The organism is Enterobacter cloacae complex sp. I1M, from assembly GCF_014982425.1.
Taxonomy (GTDB): Bacteria; Pseudomonadota; Gammaproteobacteria; order Enterobacterales; family Enterobacteriaceae; genus Enterobacter; species Enterobacter intestinihominis.
The window spans coordinates 1-15,053 of record NZ_JADCLG010000045.1 but is presented as its reverse complement, the minus strand read 5'-3'; the positions used below and the strand labels follow the sequence as shown (position 1 = coordinate 15,053).

Here is a 15,053-nt window from a genome sequence, read left to right as displayed (position 1 = left end):
TTACCCACAGCGGCATGGCGACGCAATGTTCAAATGCCCAGGAAGGCGAACTATTTCCAGTGAACCTGTGGCAGATCAATTTAATTCAGGAAGCTGATGAGTGACCGTTAAACGCCCCGTATCGGGAAGCCTGGCTCGGGCTTTCTTTTCGATGATTGTCTTGTCCGTTCTGATCAGCGCCATTGCGCTGGTTACACTCGCCAGCAGCCAGCGCGACGCCGAGGCGATTAACATCGCCGGATCGCTGCGCATGCAGAGCTACCGCCTGGGCTACGAAATGCAGCGCGCCAGCCCGTCACTGGCAGAGCACCGCGCGGTCTGGCAGAAAACGCTGAGCGCGCCTGCGTTGCAGAAGCTAAACCGCTGGTATGTGCCAGAGGACGTCAAACAGCGTTACCAGCAGTTGCAGCTTGGCTGGCAGGAGATGGACACGCGTATCGCCAGCGGCGATACCGGGTGGTATCAGAGCCACATAGAGGATTTTGTGGGCCGGATAGATGCCTTTGTGCTGGCGCTACAGCACTACACCGAACATAAGATACAGCTGGTGATTTTCATGTCGCTGACGGGCGGCCTGGGCATCCTGCTGCTGGCGGTGATGACCCTGCGGCGCATCCGCCGTCAGGTTGTGCTACCGCTGAATAATCTGGTGGCAGCGAGCGAGCGTATCGAACAGGGGCAGTTCGATACCCCCGCGCCGGATATTATGCTTCCCAACGAGCTGGGCCAGCTTTCCCGCGCCTTCAACCATATGTCGGCGGAATTACACACCCTGTACCGTTCCCTGGAGCACTCCGTTGCCGAAAAAACCCGCCACCTGAATGAAGCGCATCAGCAGCTTGAAATGCTGTTCAAATGCTCACAGGCGTTGAATACCGGGCAGATAGACAGCCACTGCTTCCGGCATATTTTGCAGATTGTGCATGACTATACGCAGATGAATTACCTGCAATTGCGCACCAGTGACGACTGGCAGCTTTACGAAGGACAGGAGTCCCCGGGTGAGAAAATGCACAATTTACCGGTATTAATGCAGGACACCCTGTACGGCGAACTGCGCTGGCAAAGCGCGACCGGGGATGTTCCGCTGCCGCTCATGGAAAGCGTGGCGACGATGCTGGGCCGGGGGCTCTATTTCAATCAGGCGCAGAAACATTATCAGCAGTTGCTGCTGATGGAAGAGCGCGCCACCATCGCGCGCGAGTTGCATGATTCGCTGGCGCAGGTGCTCTCCTATTTGCGTATTCAGCTTACGCTGCTGAAGCATGCCGTGCCGGGCGACAATGCCCCGGCGCAGACCATCATTACGGACTTCTCCCGCGAGCTGAATAACGCCTGGCATCAGCTACGCGAGCTGCTCACCACCTTCCGCCTGACGCTCAACCACGCCAATCTTCCTGCCGCGCTACAGGAGTCTCTCGACGGTTTGCAAAGCCAGACCAGCGCGAAGCTGGTGCTCGACTGCCGTCTCTCATCGCTTGCGCTGGACGCGCAAAAACAGGTGCACCTCTTACAGATTGTGCGTGAGGCAGTGCTGAATGCGATTAAACATGCCGATGCCAGCGAGATTGTGGTCAGCTGCGTCACCACCGCGGACGGTACTCACACGGTCACGATCCGCGACAACGGTATTGGTATCGGCGACGCCAGTGAACCGCCGGGGCATTACGGGCTGAATATCATGCGCGAACGCGCGGGACGGCTCGGCGGAACATTACACTTTTCTCAGCCGCCACAGGGCGGTACACAGGTCAGCGTGACGTTCCGGACACCTGCGGCGCAGGCTGAAAAATAGCGGGAAAGAAGGCGCGCTGAAAAAAGCGCATGATAATTTACATTATCTCCTTTATTTCTCCACGTTTGACCTGGGCCTTACCGCTAAAGTTAGGCGGGCAATAAACAATAATGACGTGCAGCAAAACGAGGTCACATTTTAATGGCGAATTTTTTCATCGATCGCCCCATTTTTGCCTGGGTGCTAGCAATCCTGTTGTGTCTGACGGGTGTCCTGGCGATTACTTCCCTTCCTGTTGAGCAATACCCCGACCTCGCCCCCCCTAACGTGCGTATCACGGCGAACTACCCTGGCGCCTCGGCACAGACGCTGGAAAATACCGTCACGCAGGTTATCGAGCAGAACATGACGGGTCTTGATAACCTGATGTACATGTCCTCGCAGAGCAGCGCCACGGGCCAGGCGACGGTAACCCTGAGCTTTACGGCGGGCACGGATCCGGACGAAGCGGTGCAGCAGGTGCAAAACCAGCTGCAATCGGCCCTGCGTAAACTGCCTCAGGCGGTGCAGAACCAGGGGGTGACCGTGCGTAAGACCGGTGACACCAATATTTTGACCATCGCGTTTGTTTCAACCGATGGCTCGATGGATAAGCAGGACATCGCGGACTACGTCGCCAGTAATATTCAGGACCCGCTCAGCCGTATCAACGGCGTGGGTGATATCGACGCCTACGGCTCGCAGTATTCCATGCGTATCTGGCTGGATCCCAACAAGCTGAACAGCGTGCAGATGACCGCCAAAGATGTCACCGACGCTATCGAATCGCAGAACGCTCAGATTGCCGTGGGGCAGCTCGGTGGTACGCCGTCCGTGGATAACCAGGCGCTTAACGCCACCATCAACTCCCAGTCGCTGCTCCAGACGCCTGAACAGTTCCGCAATATCAGTCTGCGCGTGAATCAGGACGGTTCGGAAGTGCGTCTGGGGGATGTCGCCACCGTGGAAATGGGGGCGGAAAAATATGACTACCTGAGCCGCTTTAACGGCAATGCTGCGTCCGGCCTGGGGGTGAAACTGGCCTCCGGCGCTAACGAAATGGCGACCGCGCAGCGGGTGTTAGAGCGTCTGGATGAGCTGTCGCATTACTTCCCGCACGGACTGGAGTACAAAGTCGCCTACGAAACCACCTCATTCGTAAAAGCCTCCATCGAAGATGTGGTGAAAACCCTGCTCGAAGCTATCGCGCTGGTGTTCCTCGTGATGTACCTGTTCCTGCAAAACTTCCGCGCCACGCTGATCCCCACCATTGCGGTGCCGGTGGTGTTGCTGGGAACCTTTGCGGTGCTGTATGCCTTCGGTTACAGCATCAACACCCTGACCATGTTCGCCATGGTGCTGGCCATCGGCCTGCTGGTGGATGATGCCATCGTGGTGGTGGAAAACGTCGAGCGCATCATGAGCGAGGAAGGGCTTTCGCCCCGCGAGGCCACGCGCAAATCGATGGGGCAAATTCAGGGTGCGCTGGTCGGTATCGCCATGGTGCTGTCGGCGGTATTTATCCCGATGGCGTTTTTTGGCGGCACTACGGGCGCGATTTATCGCCAGTTCTCGATCACCATCGTCTCTGCGATGGTGCTCTCCGTACTGGTGGCGATGATCCTTACCCCTGCTCTGTGCTCGACGCTGCTCAAACCGCTGCATAAGGGCGAACACCACGGTCAAAAAGGCTTCTTCGGCTGGTTTAACCGCATGTTTAACCGAAATGCGGCGCGCTATGAAGCGGGCGTGGGTAAAGTACTGCACCGCAGCGTGCGCTGGATGGTGGTTTATGTCCTGCTGCTCGGCGGCATGGTCTTCTTATTCATGCGGCTGCCAACCTCGTTCCTGCCGCTGGAAGATCGCGGCATGTTTATCACCTCCGTACAGTTACCGAGCGGCTCGACCCAGCAGCAGACCCTGAAAGTGGTGCAGAAGGTTGAGAACTACTTCCATACTCAGGAGAAGGATAACGTGGTCTCCGTCTTCTCCACCGTCGGCTCTGGCCCTGGCGGTAACGGGCAGAACGTGGCGCGTATGTTTGTGCGCCTGAAAGACTGGGACCAGCGCGACAGCGACAGCGGCTCCTCCTTTGCCATCATTGAACGTGCAACTAAAGCGTTCAACAAAATCAAGGAAGCGCGCGTTTTCGCCAGCAGCCCGCCCGCTATCAGTGGCCTGGGCAGCTCAGCCGGATTTGATATGGAGCTTCAGGATCACGCGGGTGCCGGGCATGACGCGTTGATGGCAGCTCGCGATAAACTGCTCGAGCTGGCCGGGAAAGATCCGCAGCTTACCCGCGTTCGTCATAACGGTCTGGATGACAGCCCTCAGCTACAGGTGGATATCGACCAGCGTAAAGCGCAGGCGCTGGGCGTCTCAATCGACGACATTAACGACACCCTGCAAACGGCATGGGGCTCAAGCTACGTGAATGACTTTATGGATCGCGGTCGCGTGAAAAAGGTCTACGTTCAGTCTGCTGCCAAATACCGCATGCTGCCGGACGATATCAACCGCTGGTATGTGCGCAATAACACCGGCGGCATGGTGCCGTTCTCGGCGTTTGCGACGTCACGCTGGGAGACCGGTTCGCCGCGTCTGGAGCGTTACAACGGCTATTCGGCGCTGGAAATTGTCGGTGAAGCCGCGCCTGGCGTCAGTACCGGTACCGCAATGGACATTATGGAAAAACTGGTTCAGCAGTTACCGACCGGCTTTGGCCTGGAGTGGACGGCGATGTCCTACCAGGAACGGCTTTCCGGCGCGCAGGCGCCTGCCCTGTATGCCCTGTCGCTGCTGGTGGTGTTCCTCTGCCTGGCGGCGCTGTATGAAAGCTGGTCAGTGCCGTTCTCGGTAATGCTGGTGGTGCCTCTCGGGGTCATCGGCGCGCTGCTGGCAACCTGGATGCGTGGCCTGGAAAACGATGTCTATTTCCAGGTCGGACTCCTCACCGTAATCGGATTGTCGGCGAAAAACGCCATTCTGATCGTCGAATTTGCCAATGAGATGAATGCCAAAGGTCACGAACTGATGGCCGCCACGCTGCACGCCTGTCGTCAGCGCCTGCGCCCGATCCTGATGACTTCTCTGGCGTTTGTGTTTGGCGTCCTGCCGATGGCCACCAGCTCCGGCGCAGGCTCCAGCAGCCAGCACGCGGTGGGAACGGGCGTTATGGGGGGAATGATTTCCGCGACGATTCTGGCTATCTATTTCGTACCGCTGTTCTTTGTGCTGATACGCCGTCGTTTCCCGCTGAAGGATAAGCCGGAATAACCCGTTGAAATAAAAAAAAGGCGGCTTTACAGGCCGCCTTTTTATTGTGTGATTCTTTCACACTATGGTTATTTTAGTTAATTAAGTGCTCTTGCATTTCTTACCGGAAATTCATTTACGAAGCATGCCTTCGATAAAATCTTTCCAGTTCCCCAGTTCATGTTCAATTATAACAACCTCTCTTATTATTTTGTGCATTCTACGAAAACGTATCATCATTGTGAAGCCACTTTAACCGATTGCTGTGATTGAGCCTCGCTGTGCAGGTAGGTTTAGGATCACTATGAGCGTTGCCGGGTAAATTTTATGTGACCCACAGCAATATTTTGAAATAGTCAGAAAAATGACAGCATTTTTAATTTCCCCCTGAGTTTATTGGCAATTTATACAGAGTGGACAACTATGCTTAAAAGATGGAACACTATTCAGCGTACAGCTGTTCGTTGAATTATGGAGAATTGTAAATCACGAAAAATTCCGAATATGTTATATTCCACTTAAGGATATATCTTCGAAAATATTGAACATTTAACCCACACAAGAACAAAAGGATTCACTATGGTTGTGATGTACGGCATTAAGAATTGCGATACGATTAAAAAAGCCCGCCGCTGGCTGGAAGCACACAACATCGACTATCGCTTCCATGATTACCGTGCCGACGGGCTTGACCCTGCGTTTCTCCATTCCGCCATCAATGAACTGGGCTGGGAAGCGCTGCTGAACACCCGCGGGACCACCTGGCGAAAACTGGATGAATCTCTCCGGGCCACGATCAACAACGCCGACAGCGCAGCCAAACTGATGCTTGAAATGCCGGCAATCATCAAACGCCCATTGCTCTGCAAGCCAGGTCAGCCTATGCTGCTGGGTTTCAGTGAAACCCTTTATTCAGATTTATTCGTTGAGGTGTAGTCTATGTCATGCCCGGTCATTGAGCTGACTCAGCAGCTTATTCGCCGTCCTTCCCTTAGCCCGGACGACGCAGGTTGTCAGGCATTAATGATTGAGCGCCTGCGTGCCATCGGTTTTACCGTCGAGCACATGGATTTTGGCGATACGCAGAACTTCTGGGCATGGCGCGGTCAGGGGGAGACGCTGGCGTTTGCCGGACATACCGACGTAGTTCCCGCAGGCGACGCAGACCGCTGGATCAACCCGCCTTTTGAGCCAACCATCCGCGACGGCATGCTTTTCGGACGCGGCGCTGCGGATATGAAAGGTTCCCTGGCTGCGATGGTCGTGGCGGCAGAGCGTTTCGTCGCCCAGCATCCGAACCATAAAAACCGTCTTGCGTTTTTGATTACCTCCGATGAAGAAGCCAGCGCCCACAACGGCACCGTGAAGGTCGTTGAGGCGCTGATGGCGCGCAATGAACGTCTGGACTACTGTCTGGTGGGCGAACCGTCCAGCACCGAAGTGGTGGGCGATGTGGTGAAAAATGGCCGCCGTGGATCCCTGACCTGCAATTTGACCATTCATGGCGTGCAGGGCCACGTTGCCTATCCGCACCTGGCGGATAACCCGGTACACCGCGCCGCGCCGATGCTGAACGAACTGGTGGGCATTGAATGGGATAAAGGCAACGAATTTTTCCCGCCAACCAGCATGCAGATAGCCAACATCAAGGCCGGCACTGGCAGCAACAACGTCATTCCCGGCGATCTCTTCGTCCAGTTTAACTTCCGCTTCAGCACCGAACTGACCGACGAGATGATCAAAGCACGCGTGATTGCGCTGCTCGAAAAATACCAGCTGCGCTATACCCTCGACTGGTGGCTGTCTGGCCAGCCGTTCCTGACGCAGCGCGGTAAACTGGTGGATGCGGTAGTGAACGCCATCGCGCACTATAATGAGATTAAGCCACAGCTGCTGACAACAGGCGGCACGTCTGACGGACGCTTTATCGCCCGCATGGGCGCACAGGTTGTCGAACTGGGTCCGGTTAACGCGACGATTCACAAAATCAATGAATGCGTGAACGCTGCCGATTTACAACTGCTGGCCCGCATGTATCAACGTATTATGGAGCAGCTCGTCGCCTGACGGGTGCTTAAAGAGGATTAGCGAATGGACTGGCTTTCAAAGTACTGGTGGATTCTGGTGTTGGTGTTTCTGGTAGGCGTGCTGCTTAACGTGATTAAAGATCTCAAGCGCGTTGACCACAAAAAGTTCCTTGCCAACAAACCGGATCTTCCGCCGCACCGTGATTTTAACGACAAGTGGGACGATGAAGACGACTGGCCGAAGAAGGACCAGAAGAAGTAATCGCTCTGTTTTCCCTCTCCCTAAGGAGAGGGGAAACCTCACATAAACTCGACGATATCATCGTCATTCGGCTTACCGCCGCTGAGCGCTTCATCAAAGTAGTGCTTAGGTACGGTATAACGCAGATGATTGAGCGCGAACTGCATGCTGCGATCGTCAATGGCATGCCCCAGATCGTCCACGATATCCAGCGTCACATCCCCGCCCTCGCGCATCAGCGTATCCTGGGCAGCTACCGCATGCGAAAGCTCAATTACCCGGTCTTCACCCCCATGAATGAGATGGATCGTAGTCTGCGTGGTCGCGCTTTGCGGTAACGTCGCAAAACGCCCATTGAAGGCAATCACGCGGGACACCAGTCCGGGCTGCGCTTTTACGCTTTCCAGCGACATGATTGAGCCCTGAGAGAAGCCAATCAGCGCTGTTGCATTGGCACCTACGCCGCTCTGCTGCTGCCAGTAACGCACGGTATCGATAAAGGCTGGCATAACGGCATCAATACGCGCCTGACGATTTTCCTCCGTCACGCCCTCGACGGAAAACCACTGCCGCCCGTCCGGACCGCAGGGCTCCACGCCGCCGATACTGACGATCAGCGCGTGTGGGAAAACGGGTGCAAACCAGCTGCCAATCTGTCCCATATTGACGGCATTGTCGCCCACGCCATGAAACAGAAGCAGTAGCTGTTTAGCAGGTGTATCCGGGCTTTGCACAACAAAATGGTCATGTTTCATGGCGATCTCCTTAATTGTTAAGCAGGATTTTACGCCTCTGCGGGGTAATGACCATGCCACTTTACTGAAGAAGTCATTGAAAAAATTGCCATTGCAAAATGTCGGCTTTCAGCCGCTGGCTACGAGAGTAATCAAGCCTTTCAAGCGCGTGAGCGGTTTCCTCGCGTAGCTTCGCCAGCAACGCTTTGCGCCCGAAATCGTGCGTATTCCCTTCCATTTTCCCACGCAGCGCCGGGAGCGGCATATCCACGGCAAACAACAATCGCGTTAGCGCCGCAACCGAGGTTGAAAACGCCCGGTGCGCAAAGGCAAACCCCGCCAGCTCCAGCCAGTCGTCACTATTAAGGGTAGCTTCCCATGCATCCATCACCGGGATCTTTTCGCCATTCCAGGCCGACAGGACGCGCATATCACGACATAAACGCTGATGCGCCTCTTCGCAGAGCTGATGCCCCGCCTCGCTCAGCGGCAGCAACGCCATCGCCGTATAGCACCCGCTGCTGGCCTCCCGGTGGCTGCCCATTCGCACCAGCACAAACCCGCACTGCCGCCAGAAACGCCACAGCTCGTCGGTATAGCCAAAGCTGACCGAGAGATAATCTTCTCCGCTGGCACTGCGGATCAGCCCCTGGCCGATGCCTTCCCGCTGGCGATGAGGATGAACCGCAATACGGCTGACGCGTCGGCCTTTCAGCGTCGCCGCGAGAGGCGATCCGCCGTGGGCAGCCAGCGACTGTGCCACCAGATTTCCACGCGGCCGACGAAATCCCGCCCACACCGCGCGACTAAGCTCTGGGGATAAGCCGCCCTCCTCCACCAGCCAGAGAGCACCGGCGATCTCCGCGCCCGCATGAGCAACAGCAAAGTGCTGGCCGGGGGCGTCCATCATCCGGCGTAAATCGAGGGGTGACGTCCGGTAGTGCGCGGCACACAGCAGTTCATACACGCCTGCCCCGCGCGCCGGATCGCTCTCCCACACCCCGGGCTCCAGCGACGTTAAACTTACCTCCCCTGCCGGTTTGCGATCGATAAGCGCATCGTCGAACAGCAGCGCGTTCGCCACGATTCGCTCAAGAGGACATCCGGCAGCCCAGCGTACAGGGGTTGATAAGGTATATCGCCGCAGACCGCTGAACCGGGCGCAGAACTTCAGCAGGAATCCCCTGCCCGTGCCTTCATAACCCTGCACCGTAGTGGTCAACAACACGCGGGGAAAGCGCATCGTCAGTTTCTCGAGCAGCGGGCCGGGGATGGCGGCCGCCTCATCGACAATCAGCCAGTCAGCTTCTGTTGTGGAGGCCAGCAGCGCATCCGGGGCCATAAAGTGAAAATGTTCCCCGGCGAAACGCGCGATGACATCCGTCGCCCCTTTTGCCGGTGCGGTCACTACAGCACTATCCTGAATGCCGTTGAGCAACATGCCCGCCAGGGCGGACTTTCCTCGTCCGCGCGGGGCCGTCACGGCAGCCACGCCAGCAGGCATGGTCAGAAGCGCGTCGAGGATCGCAGCCTGCTCGCGCTGCGGTTCACCGCTGGCGGGCTGCCAGGCGGGTAAATCTGGCGCAACGGGAAGGCACAGAGGACGATGTTGATGCCAGACGATAGCATCTGAATCGGCGGCCAGCGTCCGGCAAAAATGGTAAACAAAGTGCGGGGTGGCGATCGGCTCGGCGCTGTCGCTCCAGCGCAGAGAATCCGCGTCGGGCCTGTTAGCCCAGACGGAGAACGGCGGCACCAGCAGCACCAGAAGGCTTCCGGCGCACAGGGTCCCGCTGAGGGCGGCGAAGGCCGAGACGTCAAACCCGCGACGCGCGTCAAAAACGGCGTGCAGATATTCACGTCCCAGCAGGCCGCTGATGGCCTTAGAGGGGTTTTCCTCCAGCCACAGCCAGTCTCCTGGTAACGTAACGCGCAGGATGGTCGCCTGGCTCAACGTCCACGCTTCATCGCCGCTAAGCACCACCAGCCGGCGGTGCCCGGTACGCTGAAGCTGGTTAACCAGCTGTTCAACCCCCAACATCACATAGCTTTGCCGAAGGTATTACACTGCGACGGGTTGCCGCTGTCAAAGCCACGCTTAAACCAGCTGTAGCGCTGCTCTGAGGTGCCATGGGTAAAGCTGTCCGGCACAACGCGCCCCTGGCTTTGCTGCTGCAAGCGATCGTCACCAATCGCCTGTGCGGCATTCAGGGCCTCTTCCAGATCGCCTGTTTCCAGCACGCCCTGCTGCTGCATGCTGTGTCCCCAGACGCCAGCGAAGCAGTCGGCCTGAAGCTCCATGCGTACGGAGAGATGATTCACCTCCGCCTGAGACGCATTCTGCTGCATCTGACGCACTTTAGGTTCAATGCCGAGGAGCTTCTGCACATGGTGGCCGACTTCATGCGCGATCACGTAGCCCTGGGCAAAATCGCCGTCGGCGCCCAGCTTGCTTTTCATGTCGTCATAGAAGGAGAGATCGATATAGACGGTGCTGTCCGCCGGGCAGTAGAACGGCCCCATAACGGACTGCCCGGTGCCGCAGCCCGTGCGGGTTGCTCCCCGGTACATCACCAGTTTTGGCGGCTGATAAGTCCGCCCCATTTTCTCGAACTGCTGACCCCAGGTATCTTCAGTCGTCGCGAGAATAACGGAAGTAAATTTCGCCGCTTCATCTTCATTCGGGCTGATGGAGCGCTGAGAATACTGCTGCTGTTGCCCGGTTTCACCGGTCATCAAACCGGTCAGGTCGACACCGTAGTAGCCCGCTACCAGCACGACGACCAGCAGAATAATACCGCCCTTGCCGCTGGGTAACCGGAAACCTGGCCCGCCCATAGACGGACCACCGCCACCACTGCTGCGTCTGTCTTCTACGTTGTCACTTTCACGACGCCCTTGCCAGCGCATAAACACCTCGAACTATTCCATTTATAATAGCTATGATCGTAGGCGGTTAATGAAAGGATTACCATAGTAAACAAGGATAAGACGCCAAAGGATGCCAACATCCTTTGGCAAATGCGCAGTTTAGTCGAGCTTAACGCCTAAACGGTGAGCAACCGCTTCGTACGCTTCCACCACGCCACCCAGACTCTGGCGGAAACGGTCTTTGTCCATTTTATCCAGCGTCTCTTTGTCCCACAGGCGGCTGCCGTCAGGAGAGAACTCGTCGCCCAGCACCACTTCGCCTTTGTACAGACCGAACTCCAGCTTGAAGTCGACCAGGATCAGGCCCGCGTCATCAAACAGCTTTTTCAGCACGTCGTTGGCTTTGTAGGTCAGTTCCTGCATGCGCGCCAGGTTCTCTTTGCTTACCCAGCCGAAGGTTTCGCAGTAGGATTCGTTGACCATCGGGTCATGCATGGCGTCGTTTTTCAGGAACAGATCGAACAGCGGTGGATTCAGTTCGATACCTTCTTCGATGCCCAGACGCTTCACCAGGGAGCCTGCGGCACGGTTACGGATCACGCACTCAACCGGCACCATATCCAGTTTTTTTACCAGACATTCCGTATCGGACAACAACGCTTCCATCTGAGTCGGGATACCGGCTTCGGCCAGTTTGGTCATAATGAAGTGGTTGAACTTGTTGTTCACCATGCCCTTACGATCGAACTGCTCAATGCGTGCGCCGTCTCCTGCTGACGTATCATTGCGGAATTCGAGCACCAACAGATCCGGGTTTTCCGTGCTGTATACGGTTTTCGCTTTGCCACGATACAACTCAGCTTGCTTCTGCATCTTCATTACTCCTGGTGTGATGATTTGTATTCAAAACTGGCTATATTATGCCACGCACACGTTTGCGTGGCACGAAAATAAAAAGGGCTGGATTAACCAGCCCTCACTATTATTTGCTGAATGCGGCCTGGAAGGCAGCGACCAGCGCATCGTTCTGCGCCTGGGTCAGCGTGTGTCCTTTCGGATCGATAAACTGCAGGCTGCTGCGGTTATCGAGGTCGCCGACCTGGATTTTGTAGTCACCGGAAGGCAGCTGTGGATCGCTTGCCCCCAGCTCCTGCCAGGCACTTTCAGACAGCGGCTTATAGGTCGCTGTGATGCTGCCCGTTGAACGGGTGCTGTCGGTCACCTTCATGCCCACTTTTTCCAGCGTGGCTGGCAGACGCTGCCAGGTCTGGTTAAACGGCGCACGCACCACCAGCATTGGCAGGCCGGTATCGTCTGCACCGCTCTGCACGTCAAACGTTGAACCGTTACGGTTCTGCGCGGCGTTTGCGGCATCAGCAGCGTTCTTATCCAGACCCGCTGCAATCACGTTCAGCATTTCGGTACTGTAGCGCTGCATGGCGGACGGATCGGCAACCGGTTTACCTGCCTGCTCAAGATTCAACAGCTTAACGGTAACCGCCTGCTGATAACCCTGCGGCTTAACGGAGACTTGATAACGACCACGATACTGCTGGTCTTCATCGAGACGGTTCCACTCAATCCAGTCGGTGGTTAAGGTCTGGCTGGCGTCGTCGCGTTTATCAATCGTATAATTTTTCGACTGAATGACGCTCACAACCTGCGGCCACAGCGTGGTACCGCGTGCGCTTTCCACCAGCAGAGAAGCTGTATCACCGGTGAACTGCGTGCGCGCGCCACTCACCAGCGCCAGAGGCTGAGCTGGCGGACGAATATCGAGCGCTTTACCCACCAGGCCGCTGCCGTTGGTAACCGGAATATTATAATCACCGTTCTGGATCGGCAGGATCATGCCGGCAGGCGCGTGAAGTTCAGCAAGCGGCGGCGCATCCAGATAGGATTCATCACCGCTCACCTGGCGCTTGTAGCGCGAGTCTGAACTACAGGCAGCGAGGAGCATAACAAGCGAAACACCCGCAACCTTGGCCAGGCGCGACTTCTGTACTGAATAAGCCATCAAATCTCCCTAAACTTTACAGCAAACCGGCATGCTTCAGCGCGCCAGCGACAATTTCACGACCATGGTCGGTAATCGGTGTCATTGGCAGACGCAGCGTGTCGGTTGCTACAAGCCCCAACTCCTTACATGCCCATTTCACTGGGATCGGATTGGGTTCGACAAATAATTTATTATGCAACGGCATCAGACGCTGATTAATCACGCGAGCTTCATCAAAGTGACCGGCTGCGGCCAGTTTGCACATGTCAGCCATATCACGCGCCGCCACGTTCGCCGTCACGGAAATCACGCCGTTACCACCGAGCTGCATAAAGTCCAGTGCGGTCGCATCATCACCGCTCAACAGGATAAAGTCGTCTGAAACCAGCTCTTTGATCTGATGAACGCGGCTTAAGTTCCCTGTCGCCTCTTTAATCCCGATAATATTTTTTACTTTCGAGAGACGGCCAACGGTTTCCGGCAGCATATCGCAACCGGTACGGGACGGCACATTATACAGAATTTGTGGCAAGTCAGTATGTTCAGCGATGGCTTTGAAATGCTGGAACAAACCTTCCTGAGTTGGGCGGTTGTAGTAAGGGGTCACCGTCAGACAGCCAACAATGCCGCTGTCGTTAAAACGCTGAGTCAGGCTAATGGCCTCTGCCGTTGCGTTTGCGCCCGTACCCGCGATGACCGGAATACGCCCGTCCGCCAGTTCCAGGGTCAGCATCACAACATCGCCGTGCTCTTCGTGGCTCAGCGTGGCGGATTCACCGGTAGTCCCTACCGAAACGATCGCCGAGGTTCCATTGGCGACATGGTAATCAATGAGCTTCTTCATGCTTGACCGGCAGACATTACCTTTTTCATCCATCGGTGTAACAAGCGCGACAATACTTCCCGTGAACATGAGCCATCCTCTGTGCGAACAAGAGCCTCAATGTTACGTTTGGAACTGTAATAAAAGCAAGCGACCTGAGGCTCTCAGGCGGTTGTATGCATGTTTTTTTTATGCTTTCCTTAGGAAGACTTAACCACGCAAAGGAAGAACAGGTTTGACAACCTCATCACAACATTACCTGGTTATCACTGCGCTGGGTGCTGACAGGCCGGGTATCGTGAATACCATCACTCGCCACGTGAGCAGCTGCGGCTGCAATATCGAAGACAGCCGGCTGGCTATGCTTGGCGAAGAATTCACGTTCATCATGCTGCTTTCCGGAACATGGAATGCCATTACCCTCATCGAATCTACCCTGCCGCTGAAAGGCGCAGAGCTGGATTTACTGATTGTGATGAAGCGCACCACCGCGCGCCCGCGTCCGGCTCTGCCTGCCACAGTCTGGGTACAGGTTGAAGTGCCTGATTCACCTCATCTGATTGAACGTTTTACGGCACTGTTTGACAGCCATCAGATGAACATTGCCGAACTGGTTTCCCGCACGCAGCCTGGCGATGAAAACGCCATCCCGACGCTGTTTATTCAAATTACCGCCCACAGCCCTGCCTCGCAGGATGCGTCAAATATCGAGCAAGCGTTCAAAGCCCTCTGTACAGAATTACACGCGCAAGGCAGTATAAGCGTCGTCGATTATTCGCAGCACGAACAGGATGGAGTTGAGTAATGAACCCACTGAAAGCCGGTGATATCGCACCGAAATTTAGCTTACCGGATCAAGACGGCGAGCAAGTAAATTTGACCGACTTCCAGGGACAGCGTGTTCTGGTCTATTTCTACCCGAAAGCCATGACCCCGGGCTGTACCGTACAGGCCTGCGGTTTACGCGACAACATGGATGAGTTGAAAAAGGTCGGTGTGGAAGTGCTGGGCATCAGCACCGATAAACCAGAGAAGCTGTCACGTTTTGCGGAAAAAGAGCTGCTGAACTTCACGCTGCTTTCCGATGAAGACCACCAGGTTTGCGAGCAGTTTGGCGTCTGGGGTGAGAAGTGCTTTATGGGCAAAACGTACGACGGTATTCACCGCATCAGCTTCCTGATTGACGCTGACGGTAAAGTTGAGCACGTGTTTGATGATTTCAAAACCAGCAACCACCACGACGTGGTGTTGAACTGGCTGAAACAAAGCGCCTGATAAACAGCAAAACGGCAACCCAGGTTGCCGTTTTTAGTGTTTGCCCCCTCTCCC

14 protein-coding genes are annotated in these 15,053 nt (G+C 55.9%); 7 read left to right on the top strand and 7 right to left on the bottom strand.

Going from position 1 to position 15,053, the window contains the following annotated elements:
* The first annotated feature begins 100 nt into the window (after positions 1-100).
* Together narQ and acrD are read left to right on the top strand one after the other, a co-directional pair.
* Positions 101-1,795, top strand: coding sequence for a nitrate/nitrite two-component system sensor histidine kinase NarQ (gene narQ / locus INF86_RS21550; protein ID WP_032623807.1), 1,695 nt, complete (start codon positions 101-103; stop codon positions 1,793-1,795).
* A 141-nt stretch (positions 1,796-1,936) separates the two neighbouring features.
* On the top strand, positions 1,937-5,050 hold the full coding sequence (gene acrD / locus INF86_RS21545) for a multidrug efflux RND transporter permease AcrD (protein ID WP_193543915.1): 3,114 nt from the start codon (positions 1,937-1,939) through the stop codon (positions 5,048-5,050).
* Positions 5,051-5,161: 111 nt separating this feature from the next.
* Here acrD and ypfM read toward each other — a convergent pair whose 3' ends face one another.
* Positions 5,162-5,248, bottom strand: a complete 87-nt coding sequence (ypfM, locus tag INF86_RS21540) for a protein YpfM (RefSeq protein ID WP_227414845.1) — start codon at positions 5,246-5,248, stop codon at positions 5,162-5,164.
* 360 nt (positions 5,249-5,608) lie between these two features.
* Here ypfM and INF86_RS21535 point away from each other — a divergent pair, with 360 nt between their 5' ends.
* Genes INF86_RS21535 through INF86_RS21525 form a run of 3 tightly spaced genes read left to right on the top strand, consistent with a single transcriptional unit; the run spans position 5,609 to position 7,318 of the window.
* Positions 5,609-5,965 carry an ArsC family reductase gene (locus INF86_RS21535; RefSeq protein ID WP_045309148.1) on the top strand — a complete coding sequence of 119 codons (357 nt, stop codon included), beginning with the start codon at positions 5,609-5,611 and terminating at the stop codon, positions 5,963-5,965.
* 3 nt (positions 5,966-5,968) lie between these two features.
* A complete protein-coding gene (gene dapE, locus INF86_RS21530) occupies positions 5,969-7,096 on the top strand; it encodes a succinyl-diaminopimelate desuccinylase (protein WP_017383496.1) in 1,128 nt (375 codons plus the stop codon).
* Between the two features lie 24 nt (positions 7,097-7,120).
* Positions 7,121-7,318, top strand: coding sequence for a YpfN family protein (locus tag INF86_RS21525; protein WP_000383991.1), 198 nt, complete (start codon positions 7,121-7,123; stop codon positions 7,316-7,318).
* 38 nt (positions 7,319-7,356) lie between these two features.
* Here the strand turns inward: INF86_RS21525 and ypfH are convergent, their stop codons facing one another.
* The 6 genes from ypfH to dapA form a co-directional block, all read right to left on the bottom strand.
* Positions 7,357-8,052 carry an esterase gene (gene ypfH / locus INF86_RS21520; protein ID WP_155024722.1) on the bottom strand — a complete coding sequence of 232 codons (696 nt, stop codon included), beginning with the start codon at positions 8,050-8,052 and terminating at the stop codon, positions 7,357-7,359.
* A gap of 73 nt (positions 8,053-8,125) precedes the next feature.
* Positions 8,126-10,072 (bottom strand): tRNA(Met) cytidine acetyltransferase TmcA, encoded by a 1,947-nt coding sequence (locus INF86_RS21515; RefSeq protein WP_193543914.1) that lies wholly within the window; start codon positions 10,070-10,072, stop codon positions 8,126-8,128.
* On the bottom strand, positions 10,072-10,941 hold the full coding sequence (locus INF86_RS21510; RefSeq protein WP_022648970.1) for a neutral zinc metallopeptidase: 870 nt from the start codon (positions 10,939-10,941) through the stop codon (positions 10,072-10,074). The genes INF86_RS21515 and INF86_RS21510 overlap by 1 nt, the downstream gene beginning before the upstream one ends.
* 120 nt (positions 10,942-11,061) lie before the next feature.
* On the bottom strand, positions 11,062-11,775 hold the full coding sequence (gene purC, locus INF86_RS21505; protein ID WP_001171626.1) for a phosphoribosylaminoimidazolesuccinocarboxamide synthase: 714 nt from the start codon (positions 11,773-11,775) through the stop codon (positions 11,062-11,064).
* Positions 11,776-11,884: 109 nt separating this feature from the next.
* A complete protein-coding gene (gene bamC / locus INF86_RS21500; protein ID WP_022648971.1) occupies positions 11,885-12,919 on the bottom strand; it encodes an outer membrane protein assembly factor BamC in 1,035 nt (344 codons plus the stop codon).
* 16 nt (positions 12,920-12,935) lie between these two features.
* Positions 12,936-13,814: a 4-hydroxy-tetrahydrodipicolinate synthase gene (dapA, locus tag INF86_RS21495; protein WP_003860542.1), complete on the bottom strand. Its 879-nt coding sequence runs from the start codon at positions 13,812-13,814 to the stop codon at positions 12,936-12,938.
* A gap of 145 nt (positions 13,815-13,959) precedes the next feature.
* Between dapA and INF86_RS21490 the strand changes: the two genes are divergently transcribed.
* Together INF86_RS21490 and bcp are read left to right on the top strand one after the other, a co-directional pair.
* Entirely contained in the window at positions 13,960-14,529 is a 570-nt protein-coding gene (locus INF86_RS21490; protein ID WP_000213743.1) for a glycine cleavage system transcriptional repressor, read from the top strand.
* Complete coding sequence (gene bcp, locus INF86_RS21485) at positions 14,529-14,999, top strand: thioredoxin-dependent thiol peroxidase (protein ID WP_193543913.1); 471 nt, start codon at positions 14,529-14,531, stop codon at positions 14,997-14,999. Before INF86_RS21490 ends, bcp begins: the two co-directional genes overlap by 1 nt.
* The last annotated feature ends 54 nt before the right edge of the window (positions 15,000-15,053 follow it).